The organism is Kosakonia sp. LAM2021, from assembly GCF_016620385.1.
GTDB classification, from domain to species: Bacteria; Pseudomonadota; Gammaproteobacteria; order Enterobacterales; family Enterobacteriaceae; genus Kosakonia; species Kosakonia sacchari.
Genome location: NZ_JAENHT010000001.1, coordinates 1 through 14,613, shown reverse-complemented (window position 1 = coordinate 14,613; position 14,613 = coordinate 1). Strand labels below are relative to the sequence as shown.

Genomic DNA, 14,613 nt, shown 5'->3' with positions numbered 1-14,613 from the left:
TATTTCCGACCCGATCATCATGTTTAGCCATTAGTACAAAAATCGCAAAAAACAGTGATCATCTCCCGCTTACGGTGCTATGCTGCGCAAACACTGTTTAGTAAATTAAACAAACCATGAAAACGACTCCTGAACTCTCCTGTGATGTACTGGTCATCGGCAGCGGCGCGGCCGGTCTTTCGGTGGCTTTGCGGCTTGCAGACAAACATAGGGTCATTGTTTTAAGCAAAGGTCCCATTAGCGAAGGTTCGACATTTTATGCTCAGGGCGGTATCGCTGCGGTATTTGATGAAACCGACAGCATCGAATCGCATGTGGAAGATACGCTCATTGCCGGCGCCGGAATTGTTGAGCGCCACGCAGCGGAGTTTGTCGCCAGCAACGCGCGCCAGTGTGTCCAGTGGCTGATTGATCAAGGCGTATTGTTTGATACCGAAGTTGCTGCCAACGGCGAAGCCAGTTACCACCTCACGCGTGAAGGCGGGCATAGCCACCGCCGCATCCTGCATAGCGCCGACGCGACGGGCAAAGAGGTCGAAAACACGCTGGTCTCCCAGGCGATTAACCATCCGAACATTCGCGTGCTTGAGCGCTGCAATGCGGTGGATCTGATTATCTCCGACAAAATTGGCCTGGCCGGAACGCGCCGCGTAGTGGGCGCGTGGGTGTGGAACCGTAATAAAGAACAGGTGGAAACCTGTCAGGCAAAAGCCGTGGTGCTGGCAACCGGCGGCGCCTCGAAGGTCTATCAGTACACCACCAATCCGGATATCGCCTCCGGTGACGGCATTGCAATGGCCTGGCGTGCGGGCTGCCGGGTGGCGAATCTGGAGTTTAATCAATTTCACCCTACTGCACTGTTCCACCCGCAAGCACGCAATTTCCTGCTCACGGAAGCGTTACGCGGTGAAGGCGCGCATCTGAAACGCCCGGACGGCACGCGTTTCATGCCCGATTTTGACGCGCGAGGTGAATTAGCGCCACGCGATGTGGTCGCCCGCGCGATCGATCATGAAATGAAACGTCTCGGCGTCGATTGCATGTATCTCGATATTAGCCATAAACCGGCTGAATTTATTCGTCACCATTTCCCGATGATTTACGAAAAGTTGCTCGGGCTTGGCATTGATTTAACCAAAAAGCCCGTTCCGATTGTACCGGCAGCACATTACACCTGCGGCGGCGTCATGATTGATGATCGCGGGCGTACCGATGTCGACGGGCTGTATGCGATTGGGGAAGTGAGCTATAGCGGTTTACACGGCGCGAACCGCATGGCGTCGAATTCACTGCTGGAGTGCCTGGTCTATGGCTGGTCGGCGGCAAAAGATATCGCCCACCGGCTACCGCATGCCCAGGCGGCTACGACGCTTCCAGCATGGGATGAAAGCCGCGTGGACGACGCCGATGAACGGGTGATTCTGCAACACAACTGGCACGAATTACGGCTGTTTATGTGGGATTACGTCGGCATTGTGCGCACCACTAAACGCCTTGAGCGCGCACTGCGCCGTATAACGCTGCTACAGCAGGAAATCGATGAATACTATGCGAACTTCCGTGTTTCGAATAACCTGCTGGAGCTACGCAACCTGGTGCAAGTCGCGGAATTAATTGTCCGCTGTGCAATGGCGCGTAAAGAGAGCCGTGGGTTGCATTTCACGCTGGATCACCCCAATTTACTGCCGGAATCCGGCCCGACGGTGCTCTCGCCACAAAACTACATAAACAGATAAAACGCCTGGGTCAGCGCGGTGTAACTCTCTGAGTAACGCTGATCTGGCCCACGGATCACCAGACGATCGGCAAACAATTCGCCGTCTCGCGGAGAAAATGCCAACAGGACGCGATGAGGCAAACGGCTTTCTGTTTCAGTTACATCCGTACGCAAACGCAGATGCCAGCCCAGTGTCTGCGCTTTGCTGACAAAGGCTTCGCTGATTTCAATCGGCAGAACGACGCAGAAATAACCCTCTTCCGTAATCAGCGTTGCGCCAATTTCCAGCAAGGACTGATGATCAAGCGTTGTGGTATAGCGCGCTTTTTCGCGCTCCGGCGTGGCGCATTGTACCCCTTCGTCAAAATAGGGCGGGTTGCTGACAATCAGATCGTAGCGCGCGGTATTTTCCGTGCTCCACTGGCAGATATCCGCCTGATGCACGGTAATGCGCTCAGCCCACGGCGAAGCCTGAACATTTTCCTGCGCCTGCCCGGCAGCGTACTCATCCAGCTCGACGGCATCAATTGTTACTTCTGGCGATGTGCGTTGCGCCAGCATCAGCGCCAGCAGCCCACTACCGGTACCAATGTCCAGCACATGCCGCGCTTTGGAAACCGGCGCCCATGCGCCTAACATCACCCCATCGGTGCCCACTTTCATGGCACAGCGATCGTGAGCAACAAAGAATTCTTTAAACGTGAAGCCGTCACGGCGCAACTGAGCCTTTGACTGGGACATCTTTACAACCTCGATTCGGAAACCGGTGTAGCATAGGGGAAAGCAAAGCGCTGGAAAAGCGATAAGCAGACAACAGATGAAGATTGCAGCCGTAACGTCTATAATCGGCGCCCCACACAGAGGTAGATCATGACTGTAACGACTTTTTCCGAACTCGAACTTGACGACAGCCTGCTGGACGCGCTCCAGAGCAAAGGCTTTACACGCCCGACCGCCATCCAGGCCGCCGCCATTCCGCCTGCGCTTGAAGGGCGTGATGTCCTCGGTTCCGCCCCTACCGGCACCGGTAAAACAGCGGCATATCTGCTGCCTGCGTTGCAGCACCTTCTGGACTTCCCGCGTAAAAAATCCGGCCCGCCGCGCATCCTGATCCTGACGCCGACCCGCGAGCTGGCGATGCAGGTTGCCGATCACGCGCGCGAGCTTGCCGCTAACACGCATCTGGATATTGCCACCATTACCGGCGGTGTAGCGTATATGAACCACGCGGAAGTGTTCAGCGAAAACCAGGATATCGTGGTCGCGACCACTGGCCGCCTGCTGCAATATATTAAAGAAGAGAACTTCGACTGCCGCGCGGTAGAGACGCTAATCCTTGATGAAGCAGACCGCATGCTGGACATGGGCTTCGCGCAAGATATCGAGCACATTGCCGGTGAAACCCGCTGGCGCAAGCAGACCATGCTGTTCTCCGCGACGCTGGAAGGCGAGGCGATTAAAAATTTTGCCGAGCGCCTGCTGGAAGATCCTGTCGAAGTTTCCGCCACGCCATCAACGCGTGAGCGCAAAAAAATTCACCAATGGTACTACCGTGCCGATGACGTCGCCCATAAAACCGCGCTGCTGGTACATCTGCTCAAGCAACCTGAAGTCAGCCGCTCTATCGTGTTTGTGCGCAAACGCGAACGTGTGCATGAGCTGGCGAACTGGCTGCGTGAAGCGGGCATTAACAACTGCTATCTCGAAGGTGAGATGGTGCAGGCGAAGCGTAACGAAGCGATTAAACGGCTGACGGAAGGCCGTGTGAATGTACTGGTCGCCACCGATGTCGCCGCTCGCGGCATTGATATCGACGATGTCAGCCACGTCTTTAACTTCGATCTGCCGCGCAGCGGCGATACCTACCTGCACCGCATCGGTCGTACGGGTCGCGCAGGCCGTAAAGGCACCGCGATTTCTCTGGTTGAAGCGCACGATCATCTGCTGCTGGGTAAAATTGGCCGTTATGTTGAAGAACCGCTGAAGCCGCGCGTGATAGATGAATTGCGTGCAAAAACGCGAGCGCCCAGTGAAAAGCTGACTGGCAAACCGTCGAAGAAAGTGCTGGCGAAGCGCGCAGAGAAGAAAAAAGAGAAAGAAAAAGAGAAGCCGCGCGTGAAGCAACGCCATCGTGACACCAAAAACATTGGTAAACGACGTAAGCCGAGCGCTGCAAGTACTGCGCCGCAAAATACAGAAGAGTAAAAAAACGCCGGGATATCCCGGCGTTTTTATGTGTGCCTGAAATTACAGGCTTTCAGTAAAGGTACGAGCAATAACGTCGCGCTGCTGTTCTGGAGTCAGAGAGTTAAAACGCACAGCATAACCGGATACACGAATCGTCAGCTGTGGGTATTTTTCCGGGTGTTCAACGGCATCAAGCAGTGTTTCACGACGCAGCACGTTAACGTTCAGGTGCTGGCCGCCTTCAACGCGCACTTCCGGCTTCACTTCCATCGGAATTTCACGGTATTCGATATCGCCGAGTTTGCTAACCGCAACCACTTCATCTTCTGCATAACCCGCTTTGGCACACACGCAACGTGCTTCGCCTTTTTCGTTATCGAGCAGCCAGAACGAATTCAGCAGGTTGTCATTGGCAGCTTTAGTAATCTGGATACCAGTAATCATGAATAGCCTCCCTTAGGCACATTATTTGATTCGCCGGATGCTTTCCGGCCAATTGGTAAAACCATTGTTGTCTGATTGTTTATATACCAGTCCGACATGCGGTATTCTTTGATTTAAATCAATAAAAACCACACAGTAAAAATGACCATTGGGGAATATACTTGTTTTATATCAAGTTACGCCAATCGCGCTGACTTAAAATTTTTGTAAATTTTAAAAATATTTTTAGGATTATCGCTCACGGACGACAGTGAATTTTGTTCCGGAGAAATAAGCAGTTAAGCTACGGGGAACGAACGTTGCAGGAGAGCGGGATGACCACTTCATTAACATGGCATGATGTGCTGGCAGAAGAAAAACAGCAGCCGTACTTTATTAACACCCTTAGCACGGTGGCGGCTGAGCGCCAGTCCGGGATAACCATCTATCCGCCGCAGAAAGATGTATTTAACGCCTTTCGCTTCACTGAGCTTGGCAATGTCAAAGTTGTAATCCTCGGTCAGGATCCTTACCACGGCCCGGGACAAGCCCACGGTTTGGCATTTTCTGTTCTTCCGGGCATTGCGCCTCCCCCTTCTCTGCTGAATATGTATAAAGAGCTGGAAGCCAGCATTCCGGGTTTTGTCCGCCCGCAACATGGTTATCTCGAAAGCTGGGCGCGTCAGGGTGTGCTGCTACTTAATACCGTGCTCACTGTGCGCGCCGGTCAGGCGCACTCGCATGCAAGCTTCGGCTGGGAAACCTTCACCGATAAAGTGATTAGCCTGATTAACGAGCATCGCGAAGGTGTGGTATTTCTGCTTTGGGGTTCGCACGCGCAGAAGAAAGGGGCGATTATCGACACAAAACGCCATCATGTTCTGAAAGCACCGCATCCATCACCGCTCTCCGCGCACCGTGGATTTTTCGGCTGTAACCATTTCGTCCTGGCGAATCAATGGCTGGAAAAACAGGGCGAAGCGCCAATCGACTGGATGCCGACACTCCCGGCCGAAAGTGAGTAAAAATCCGCCCTTATAAGAGACGGCAATGACTACGCTCAGGAAGGACGCACTAAAGCCTCTGCCTGGCTCGTGAGATTGAAATCCAAAGGCAATAAAACAGAGCCAAAGCATGTTGATAACCACGCCCGCAAGATGTGGTTTTCAGCGAGTAGAATAAAAAAATGCCAGCATTACGCTGGCATTTTTTAATACACCTGACGTTGCGTTATCAGGCTTTATTTTGACGCCACCACTCTGCCAGCAACACGCCGGTTGCGACAGAAACGTTGAGGCTTTCAACGTTGCCGGTGCCTTCAATTGAGACGCTTAAATCTGCACGAGATAGCGTCACATCAGACAAACCATCACGCTCCTGGCCCAGCACCAGTACCATCTTTTTCGGCAACTCGGCTTTAAACAGCGGCGTTCCGTTGTGGCTGGAAGTCGTCACCAGCGCATAACCCGCCTGACGGAACTCTTCCAGCGCATCGACAAAGCTATCGCCAGTGATCGGCTGAACATGTTCCGCGCCGCCTTCTGCGGTACGGACTGCCGCGCCAGATTCAACCACTGCCGCATCCTGCAATACCACGCCTTTCACACCGAAATGCGCGCAGCTACGCATAATTGCGCCGAGGTTGTGCGGGTTGCCCACATCTTCCAGCGCCAGCACACAGTCTTCTTCTGCGGCATTCGCCACCCATTTCTGGACGCTCAGACCATTACGCTTTTTGATCAGGAAACACACGCCGCCGTGGTGCTCCGTGCCGGAGGCTTTCGCCAGTTCGTCTTCATCAACCACATGATACGCTTTACGGTTCGCGGCCATCCAGCGCAGGGCTTCTTTAAAACGCGGGGTCACGCTCTGCACAAACCAGGCGCGAACAATCGATTCAGGGCGGCTGCTGAACAGTGCCTGGCAGGCATTTTCGCCATAGACGCGCGTCTCTTCCGCGCGCTGACGGCGCAACACTTCCGGATCGATAAAACTTTTACCGCTAATACCACCGTGATCCGGTTTTTCCGGCGTTTCGTCGCCCGGCGCGCGGGAAACGGTACGCCACGGCGAATCACTCTGGTTGCTGAAATTGTCTCGCTGCGGGCGGCTTCTGTCATCACGAGCAGGGCGGCCTCGCTCATCGCGGGCAGAACGACTTCTGTCGTCACGGCCAGCACGACCTTTATCATCGCGGGAGGTGCGACGGTCATCGCCACCGCGCGAAGACGTTCCACTACGCGCTGGCCCTTTCCCGGTGCGCGGGTTGTAGCCACGTTTATCGGAATCATCATCACTGCGGACATACATCACTTTGACCTTGCCGCTTTTATTCTTTAATTCATCGTTCATGCTTTTCTCCACCAGCGCTGCGCGAAGCGCGCAGATTACCTGATGTGCTGGCGCTTAGCCATTAATTCGTTCAAAAGTTATCGGCTATTGTACTCATTGAATAAAACGCGTTGTCGTTTAAAACCTTCTTATCAATAATATGTAACATTGAAGAAACATACCGGCGAAACGCCGCTTTGTACCATCGCTTCCCTGAGGTTAGTTATGAATACCGTATGTGCAAGCTGTCAGGCGCTGAACCGCATTCCTGAAGAAAGAATGAACGATGGCGCGAAATGTGGGCGCTGTGGACATGAGCTGTTCGATGGAGATGTGATCAATGCGACTGGCGAAACCCTGGATAAACTGCTTAAAGATGACCTGCCTGTGGTTGTCGATTTCTGGGCGCCGTGGTGCGGCCCGTGCCGCAACTTCGCACCGATTTTCGAAGATGTCGCGGAAGAGCGCAGCGGTAAAGTGCGCTTTGTAAAAGTTAACACCGAAGCCGAGCGCGAGCTGAGTGCGCGTTTCCGCATTCGCAGTATTCCAACCATTATGTTGTTCAAAAATGGCGAAGTGGTGGACATGCTAAGCGGCGCGATGCCAAAAGCGCCGTTCGACAGCTGGCTTAACGAATCACTGTGATCCCTTCGGGGCGCATCTTGTGCCCCGTTTTCAGCTCTGCGACAATGGCGTTTTTCTTGCGCGACCTTCATGACCAATAACGCTGTTCTCCAACTCCGTGCTGAGCGCCTTGCCCGTTCGACGCGCCCGTTTCTGGCGCGTGGCAACCGTATTCGCCGCTGCCAGCGCTGCCTGCTGCCGCTGAAAAACTGTCTGTGTGATACCTTAAAACCGGCTTGCGCCAACAGCCGTTTTTGCCTGGTCATGTTTGACACCGAGCCGATGAAACCCAGTAACACGGGGCGTTTGATTGCCGATATCTTGCCTGACACGCAGGCTTTTCAATGGTCTCGAACCGAGCCGCCGCAAGCGCTAATCGATTTATGCACCAGCGAAGCGTACCAACCGATGGTCGTCTTCCCGGCCTCTTACGCGGGCAGCGAGCGTCAGGTGTTGAGCGCTCCGGTTGCGGGTAAACCGCCACTGTTTATTATGCTGGATGGCACCTGGACCGAAGCGCGGAAAATGTTTCGCAAAAGCCCCTATCTGGATGCATTACCGGTTATCTCCGTCGATCTGTCACGCGTGTCTGCCTATCGCTTACGGGAAGCGCACGCAGACGATCAATACTGCACGGCGGAAGTGGCTATTGCTCTGTTGGATCTGGCTGGCGATAACACCGCCGCGCAAGCGCTCGGCGATCACTTCACTCTGTTTCGTGAACGTTACCTGGCGGGGAAACCGCATCATTCGCCCGCCATCACAGCAAACGCCGCAGAAAACGTTTAATATCATCGGGTCACTCTTTTGCGGAGGCCGGTATGAGCCAACGAGGGCTGGAAGCGTTATTACGTCCCCGATCGATTGCGGTGGTGGGTGCATCTATGAAGCCGGATCGCGCGGGTTTTTTAATGATGCGCAATTTGCTGGCAGGCGGTTTCGCAGGTCCTGTCTTACCGGTGACGCCCGCCTATAAAGCGGTACAGGGCGTGCTGGCATGGCCGGATGTCGCCAGCCTGCCTTTCACGCCGGATCTTGCGGTGTTGTGTACCCACGCAAAACGTAATTTGACGCTGCTTGAGGCGCTCGGCCAAAAGGGGTGTAAAACCTGCATTATCCTTTCCGCTCCACCAGAGCAACATGCCGATTTGCTCGCCTGCGCAGGCCGCTACCAGATGCGGTTGCTTGGCCCGAACAGCCTGGGCTTACTCGCTCCCTGGCAAGGACTGAACGCCAGTTTCTCGCCGGTGCCGATTACACGCGGCAAACTGGCGTTTATTTCCCAGTCTGCCGCCGTCTCCAATACCATACTCGACTGGGCGCAGCAGCGGGAAATGGGGTTTTCTTATTTCATCGCACTCGGCGATAGCCTCGATATTGATGTTGATGAACTGCTCGATTTCCTGGCGCGCGACAGTAAAACCAGCGCCATTCTACTCTATCTGGAACAGCTAAGTGATGCCCGCCGCTTTGTTTCCGCCGCACGTAGCGCATCGCGTAATAAACCGATTCTGGTCATAAAAAGCGGGCGCAGCCCGGAAGCGCAGCGTCTGCTGCATTCCCATGCGGGGCTCGATCCGGCCTGGGATGCGGCTATTCAGCGCGCCGGTTTATTGCGGGTCCAGGATACCCATGAGCTTTTTTCCGCCGTCGAAACGCTCAGCCATATGCGCCCGTTGCGCGGCGAACGGTTGATGCTCATCAGTAATGGCGCGGCACCCGCCGCACTGGCACTCGACGAACTGTGGTCACGCAACGGCAAGCTGGCCACACTGAGTGAAGAGACGATCACGCAGCTGCGCGCCGTACTGCCGGAGTATGTGGAACCCGCTAATCCGCTGGACTTACGCGATGACGCCAGCAGCGAGCGCTACATCGCAGCGTTGAAAATTCTGCTTGATAGCCAGGATTACGATGCGCTGATGGTGATCCATGCACCCAGCGCCGCCGCACCAGGCAGCGAAAGCGCGGTGGCGTTAATTGACGCGCTGAAAAAGCATTCCCGCGGGAAATATGTCACTGTGCTGACCAACTGGTGCGGTGAGTTTTCCTCGCAGGAAGCGCGGCGTTTGTTCAGCGAAGCCGGGTTGCCAACTTATCGAACGCCTGAAGGCACCATTACGGCCTTTATGCATATGGTGGAATATCGGCGAAACCAGAAGCAACTGCGCGAAACGCCGGCGATCTCCGTAAGCCTGACAGCAGATACTGCCGCAGCACACACTCTTCTGCAGCAGGCGCTGGCCGATGGCGCAGCAACGCTGGATACCCATGAAGTACAGCCGATCCTGCGCGCCTGGGGATTACAAACGCTGCCAACATGGATTGCCAGCGACAGTGCGGAAGCCGTGCATATTGCCGAACAGATTGGCTACCCGGTCGCGCTGAAATTGCGTTCTCCGGATATCCCGCATAAGTCGGAAGTCCAGGGGGTAATGCTTTATCTGCGTACCGCGAAAGAGGTGCAGCAGGCTGCTGATGCGATTATCGATCGCGTCAAAATGAACTGGCCGCAAGCGCGCATCCATGGCCTGCAAGTGCAGAGCATGGCGAACCGCGCTGGCGCGCAAGAACTGCGTGTCGTGGTAGAACACGATCCGGTGTTCGGCCCGCTGATCATGTTAGGTGAAGGCGGCGTTGAGTGGCGGGCAGAGGATCAAGCCGCCGTGGCGCTTCCGCCACTGAACATGAATCTGGCGCGCTATCTGGTCATTCAGTCGATCAAAAGTAAAAAGATCCGTGGGCGCAGCGCATTACGCACGCTGGATATCGCTGGTCTGAGCCAGTTTTTAGTTCAGGTCTCAAATTTGATTGTCGATTGCCCGGAAATCGAACGGCTCGACATTCACCCTTTACTGGCCTCCGGCAGCGAATTCACGGCGCTGGATGTCACGATGTCCATTGCGCCCTGCGCCGGGAACGGTGAGACGCGTCTTGCAATTCGCCCCTATCCGCAGCATCTGGAAGAACGCGTTGAGATGAGAAATGGCGAGCAGTGCTTGTTCCGCCCGATTCTTCCCGAAGACGAACCTCAGTTACAGGCATTTATTGCCAGGGTGACAAAAGAAGATCTCTACTATCGCTATTTTAGCGAGATCAACGAATTTACCCACGATGATTTAGCGAATATGACGCAGATCGACTACGATCGGGAAATGGCCTTCGTGGCCGTGCGCAGCACCGATCAGGGCGAAGAGATTTTGGGCGTAACCCGCGCTATTTCCGATCCGGATAATATTGACGCTGAATTTGCCGTGCTGGTGCGATCCGATTTGAAAGGGCTCGGGCTCGGACGACGTTTACTTGAAAAGCTCATCAGTTATACCCGGGATCACGGACTTAAGCGCTTGAATGGTATTACTATGCCCAACAATCGCGGCATGGTGACACTGGCGCGTAAATTGGGGTTCGATGTCGATATCCAACTGGAAGATGGCATAGTCGGTTTGTCGCTCCATCTGACCCAGACAGAGTAATCCCGAGTAAGGTACTGGAAATGTTGACCACTTTAGCAGGCTCGGTGTTATTATTGCCCGCTTATGTCGTCTGCATGCTACAGAAGACCCTTCAATAAACAGAGAAGAAACGCACTGTGATGTTGTCAAAATTTAAGCGTAATAAACATCAACAACACCTTGCCCAATTACCCAAGATTTCTCAGTCAGCTGATGACATAGAGTTCTTCTATGCGCCTGCTGATTTCAGGGAGACGCTGCTTGCGAAGATAGCCAACGCAACGCGCCGGATCTATATCATTGCCCTGTATCTTGAGCAGGATGATGGCGGGAAAGGAATTCTGAACGCGCTGTATGAAGCAAAACGCCAGCGCCCGGAGCTGGATGTTCGCGTCCTCGTAGACTGGCATCGCGCTCAGCGCGGACGTATTGGCGCAGCAGCGTCAAATACCAATGCGGACTGGTACTGCCGTCTGGCGCAGGAAAACCCGGGCGTTGTCGTTCCCGTTTACGGTGTGCCGGTTAATACCCGCGAAGCGCTTGGCGTGCTCCACTTCAAAGGCTTTATTATTGATGACTGCGTGCTGTATAGCGGCGCGAGCCTTAACGATGTTTACCTGCATCAGCACGATAAATACCGCTATGATCGTTATCAGTTGATCCGCAATCCGCAGATGGCTGACGTCATGCAAGGCTGGGTTGAGCGGAATCTGATCCAGGGCCGCGGCGTAAACCGCCTTGACGATCCGCAGCGTCCGAAAAGCCCGGAAATCAAAAACGATATCCGCCTGTTCCGCCAGGAATTGCGTGATGCGTCGTACCATTTCCAGGGCGATGCGGATAACGAACAACTGGCAGTGACTCCGCTGGTTGGTCTGGGTAAATCCAGCCTGCTGAATAAGACGATTTTCCATCTGATGCCGTGCGCAGAACACAAGCTGACGATTTGTACGCCCTATTTCAACCTGCCTGCGGTACTGGTTCGCAATATTATTCAGTTGCTGCGCGAGGGGAAAAAAGTCGAAATCATTGTTGGCGATAAGACGGCGAATGACTTTTTCATTCCTGAAGATGAGCCGTTTAAGATTATTGGCGCGTTACCTTATCTGTATGAAATCAACCTGCGCCGTTTCTTAAGCCGCCTGCAATATTATGTGAATACCGATCAGCTCGTCGTTCGCCTGTGGAAAGATGACGATAACAGCTACCACCTGAAAGGGATGTGGGTTGATGATGAGTGGATCTTGCTCACCGGAAACAACCTGAACCCACGCGCCTGGCGTCTGGATCTGGAAAACGCAGTGCTTATCCACGATCCAAAACATGAGCTGGCTGCACAGCGTGATAAAGAGCTGGAACTTATTCGCACGCACACCACCGTGGTAAATCATTACCGCGATTTGCAGAGCATTGCGGATTACCCGGTGAAAGTGCGTAAGCTGATACGCCGCCTGCGCCGTATCCGCATTGATAAGCTGATTAGCCGCATTCTTTAACATTAAGCCCTGTCTCTGTGACGGGGCTTTTTTTCAGGTCTTTCAATGAAATACACCTTGCTGGCAACAACGTTGCTGCTGACAGGCTGTAGCCATATGGCGAACGATAGCTGGAGCGGTCAAGATAAAGCACAACATTTTCTTGGTTCGGCCATGCTTTCGGCAGCCGGGAACGAATACGCGCAACATCAGGGCACCAGCCGTGACCGCAGTGCGATATATGGTCTGATGTTTTCTGTTAGCCTTGGCGCATCGAAAGAGTTATGGGATAGCCGCCCGGCAGGGAGCGGCTGGAGCTGGAAAGATTTCGCATGGGATATTGCCGGCGCCACAACCGGTTTTGCCGTGTGGCAACTGGCAAGATAGACACTAAAGCCGGATGCCTTTTCCTTTGCGATGCAGCATCAGGGAAACCACAAATGCTAATGCGCTCATCACAGTAACATACCAGAAAAAACTGCTTTCAAAACCGACCGATTTCAGCGACAGCGCAACATACTCAGCCGAACCGCCAAACAGCGCATTCGCCACGGCATAAGATAACCCGACACCTAACGCACGAACTTGCGCCGGGAACATTTCGGCTTTCAGGATCCCACTGATTGAGGTGTAGAAACTGACGATCACTAACGCCAGCATAACCAGCGCGAACGCGGCATAAGGTGAAGTAACGCTATGCAGTGCGCTGAGAATCGGGACAGTACAAAGCGTGGCAAGACCGCCGAACAGCAACATTGAATTACGGCGTCCTATCTTATCCGACAGCGCGCCAATAACGGGTTGAATCAGCATAAAGACAAATAACGCAACTGTCATAATGACGCTGGCAACATTGGCATGCATTCCGGCGGTATTAACCAGATATTTTTGCATATAGGTGGTAAAGGTGTAGAACGCCAGTGAGCCGCCAGCCGTAAAACCAAGCACCATAATGAAAGCCTTGCGGTTACGCCACAGCCCTTTTAGCGATCCCGCCTCTTTCAGGGTCCGTACCTCTTGCCGCGAGGTTTCATCAAGTTGTCGGCGTAGCCACAGCGCAACGATAGCCAGTGCAGCACCGAGCGCGAACGGAATACGCCAACCCCAGGCACGTAAATCCTCGTCGCTCAGAACCTGTTGCAATACCACAACAACCAGTAGAGCCAGCAACTGCCCGCCGATCAGCGTGACATACTGGAATGATGCGTAAAACCCTTTACGCCCTTCCACTGCAACTTCGCTCATATAAGTCGCGCTTGTACCGTATTCACCGCCCACTGATAGCCCCTGGAACAGGCGCGCCAGCAATAATAATGCTGGCGCCCAGGTGCCAATGGACTCATAACCGGGTAAGCAGGCGATGACCAGCGATCCCAGGCACATCATACACACCGAGATAAGCATTGATGCCTTACGTCCGCGCCTGTCTGCGATACGGCCAAATAACCAGCCGCCGATCGGTCGCATCAGGAAGCCTGCGGCAAAAACCCCCGCCGTTTGTAATAGCTGAGTCGTTGCGTTGCCGGCGGGGAAAAAGATATGCGCGAAATAGAGGGAGCAAAAGGAGTAGACATAGAAATCAAACCATTCAACCAGGTTACCTGATGAAGCGCCAATGATCGCCCATACCCTGCGTCGAGTATCGCTGCTGGTGAGCGAGTCTGGTGTGGTCACACTGCTTTCTGCCATTCTACTGATACTCCTGCTAAACATTTGGGAGATATGAACCTCGTGAATATCCATATCCACTCAGCGCAAAAATCAAAATGTTACACATTTGTTATATATCAGGAGTGATTTACATCACATTTCAACTTAGCAAGGTAAGTAATTCAGAATAGGGGCATATGGGGACTTGTACAAAAAAGCTCCGATTTTTCGCATGAGGCTTTTTTCTGGGCAGGCAGTCACGCCTGTTGTGTGCTGGATTGGGCAGGCGGGGTAGTTTTCCGGTACTTACTGTCTGTTCCGCATGAGGCTTTCTGTCGGGCAGATGAAAGATTAAAACCGGCATCGCAGGGCGAGCGCCTGTGCTGTTTCGCTGCGTAAAAATGCAAAAAGGCCATCCGTCAGGATGGCCTCTTCACTTGTTTGATGCCTGGCAGTTCCCTACTCTCGCATGGGGAGACCCCACACTACCATCGGCGCTACGGCGTTTCACTTCTGAGTTCGGCATGGGGTCAGGTGGGGCCACCGCGCTAGTGCCGCCAGGCAAATTCTGTCTATCAGACCGTTCTCACGTTCTGATGTAATCTGTATCAGGCTGAATATCTTCTCTCTCACGCCAAAACATCTTCGGCGTTGTAAGGTTAAGCCTCACGGTTCATTAGTACCGGTTAGCTCAACGCATCGCTGCGCTTACACACCCGGCCTATCAACGTCGTCGTCTTCAACGTTCCTT

General features: G+C 53.7%; 12 protein-coding genes and 2 rRNA genes. 8 read left to right on the top strand and 6 right to left on the bottom strand.

Annotated elements, in window-relative coordinates:
* Positions 1-116 precede the first annotated feature (116 nt).
* Entirely contained in the window at positions 117-1,736 is a 1,620-nt protein-coding gene (nadB, locus tag JKP81_RS00070; RefSeq protein WP_200550114.1) for an L-aspartate oxidase, read from the top strand.
* On the opposite strand, the gene JKP81_RS00065 is transcribed toward nadB, so the two are convergent.
* Positions 1,721-2,458, bottom strand: a complete 738-nt coding sequence (locus JKP81_RS00065; protein ID WP_200550112.1) for a tRNA1(Val) (adenine(37)-N6)-methyltransferase — start codon at positions 2,456-2,458, stop codon at positions 1,721-1,723. The two genes, nadB and JKP81_RS00065, sit on opposite strands and share 16 nt — an antisense overlap.
* 129 nt (positions 2,459-2,587) lie before the next feature.
* Here JKP81_RS00065 and srmB point away from each other — a divergent pair, with 129 nt between their 5' ends.
* Positions 2,588-3,922 carry an ATP-dependent RNA helicase SrmB gene (gene srmB / locus JKP81_RS00060; RefSeq protein ID WP_097407585.1) on the top strand — a complete coding sequence of 445 codons (1,335 nt, stop codon included), beginning with the start codon at positions 2,588-2,590 and terminating at the stop codon, positions 3,920-3,922.
* A 42-nt stretch (positions 3,923-3,964) separates the two neighbouring features.
* Here srmB and grcA read toward each other — a convergent pair whose 3' ends face one another.
* On the bottom strand, positions 3,965-4,348 hold the full coding sequence (gene grcA, locus JKP81_RS00055; protein WP_065370323.1) for an autonomous glycyl radical cofactor GrcA: 384 nt from the start codon (positions 4,346-4,348) through the stop codon (positions 3,965-3,967).
* 314 nt (positions 4,349-4,662) lie between these two features.
* Here grcA and ung point away from each other — a divergent pair, with 314 nt between their 5' ends.
* Positions 4,663-5,352 (top strand): uracil-DNA glycosylase, encoded by a 690-nt coding sequence (gene ung / locus JKP81_RS00050; protein WP_200550111.1) that lies wholly within the window; start codon positions 4,663-4,665, stop codon positions 5,350-5,352.
* A gap of 208 nt (positions 5,353-5,560) precedes the next feature.
* Here ung and JKP81_RS00045 read toward each other — a convergent pair whose 3' ends face one another.
* Positions 5,561-6,679 carry a tRNA/rRNA methyltransferase gene (locus JKP81_RS00045; RefSeq protein ID WP_200550110.1) on the bottom strand — a complete coding sequence of 373 codons (1,119 nt, stop codon included), beginning with the start codon at positions 6,677-6,679 and terminating at the stop codon, positions 5,561-5,563.
* 204 nt (positions 6,680-6,883) lie between these two features.
* Here JKP81_RS00045 and trxC point away from each other — a divergent pair, with 204 nt between their 5' ends.
* The 5 genes from trxC to JKP81_RS00020 all read left to right on the top strand — a co-directional run bounded on the left by trxC (position 6,884) and on the right by JKP81_RS00020 (position 12,599).
* Entirely contained in the window at positions 6,884-7,303 is a 420-nt protein-coding gene (gene trxC, locus JKP81_RS00040) for a thioredoxin TrxC (RefSeq protein WP_020454759.1), read from the top strand.
* A 69-nt stretch (positions 7,304-7,372) separates the two neighbouring features.
* A complete protein-coding gene (locus JKP81_RS00035; RefSeq protein WP_200550109.1) occupies positions 7,373-8,071 on the top strand; it encodes a tRNA-uridine aminocarboxypropyltransferase in 699 nt (232 codons plus the stop codon).
* Between the two features lie 32 nt (positions 8,072-8,103).
* Positions 8,104-10,758 carry a protein lysine acetyltransferase gene (pat, locus tag JKP81_RS00030; RefSeq protein WP_200550108.1) on the top strand — a complete coding sequence of 885 codons (2,655 nt, stop codon included), beginning with the start codon at positions 8,104-8,106 and terminating at the stop codon, positions 10,756-10,758.
* A 119-nt stretch (positions 10,759-10,877) separates the two neighbouring features.
* A complete protein-coding gene (gene pssA, locus JKP81_RS00025) occupies positions 10,878-12,233 on the top strand; it encodes a CDP-diacylglycerol--serine O-phosphatidyltransferase (RefSeq protein ID WP_200551040.1) in 1,356 nt (451 codons plus the stop codon).
* Positions 12,234-12,278: 45 nt separating this feature from the next.
* Positions 12,279-12,599, top strand: a complete 321-nt coding sequence (locus JKP81_RS00020) for a YfiM family lipoprotein (RefSeq protein ID WP_200550104.1) — start codon at positions 12,279-12,281, stop codon at positions 12,597-12,599.
* Positions 12,600-12,602: 3 nt separating this feature from the next.
* On the opposite strand, the gene JKP81_RS00015 is transcribed toward JKP81_RS00020, so the two are convergent.
* From JKP81_RS00015 to JKP81_RS00005, 3 genes are all read right to left on the bottom strand, one after another.
* Positions 12,603-13,901: an MFS family transporter gene (locus JKP81_RS00015; RefSeq protein ID WP_200550102.1), complete on the bottom strand. Its 1,299-nt coding sequence runs from the start codon at positions 13,899-13,901 to the stop codon at positions 12,603-12,605.
* A gap of 407 nt (positions 13,902-14,308) precedes the next feature.
* Positions 14,309-14,424 (bottom strand): 5S ribosomal RNA (gene rrf, locus JKP81_RS00010).
* Between the two features lie 93 nt (positions 14,425-14,517).
* A 23S ribosomal RNA gene (locus JKP81_RS00005) occupies positions 14,518-14,613 on the bottom strand; the annotation flags it as partial.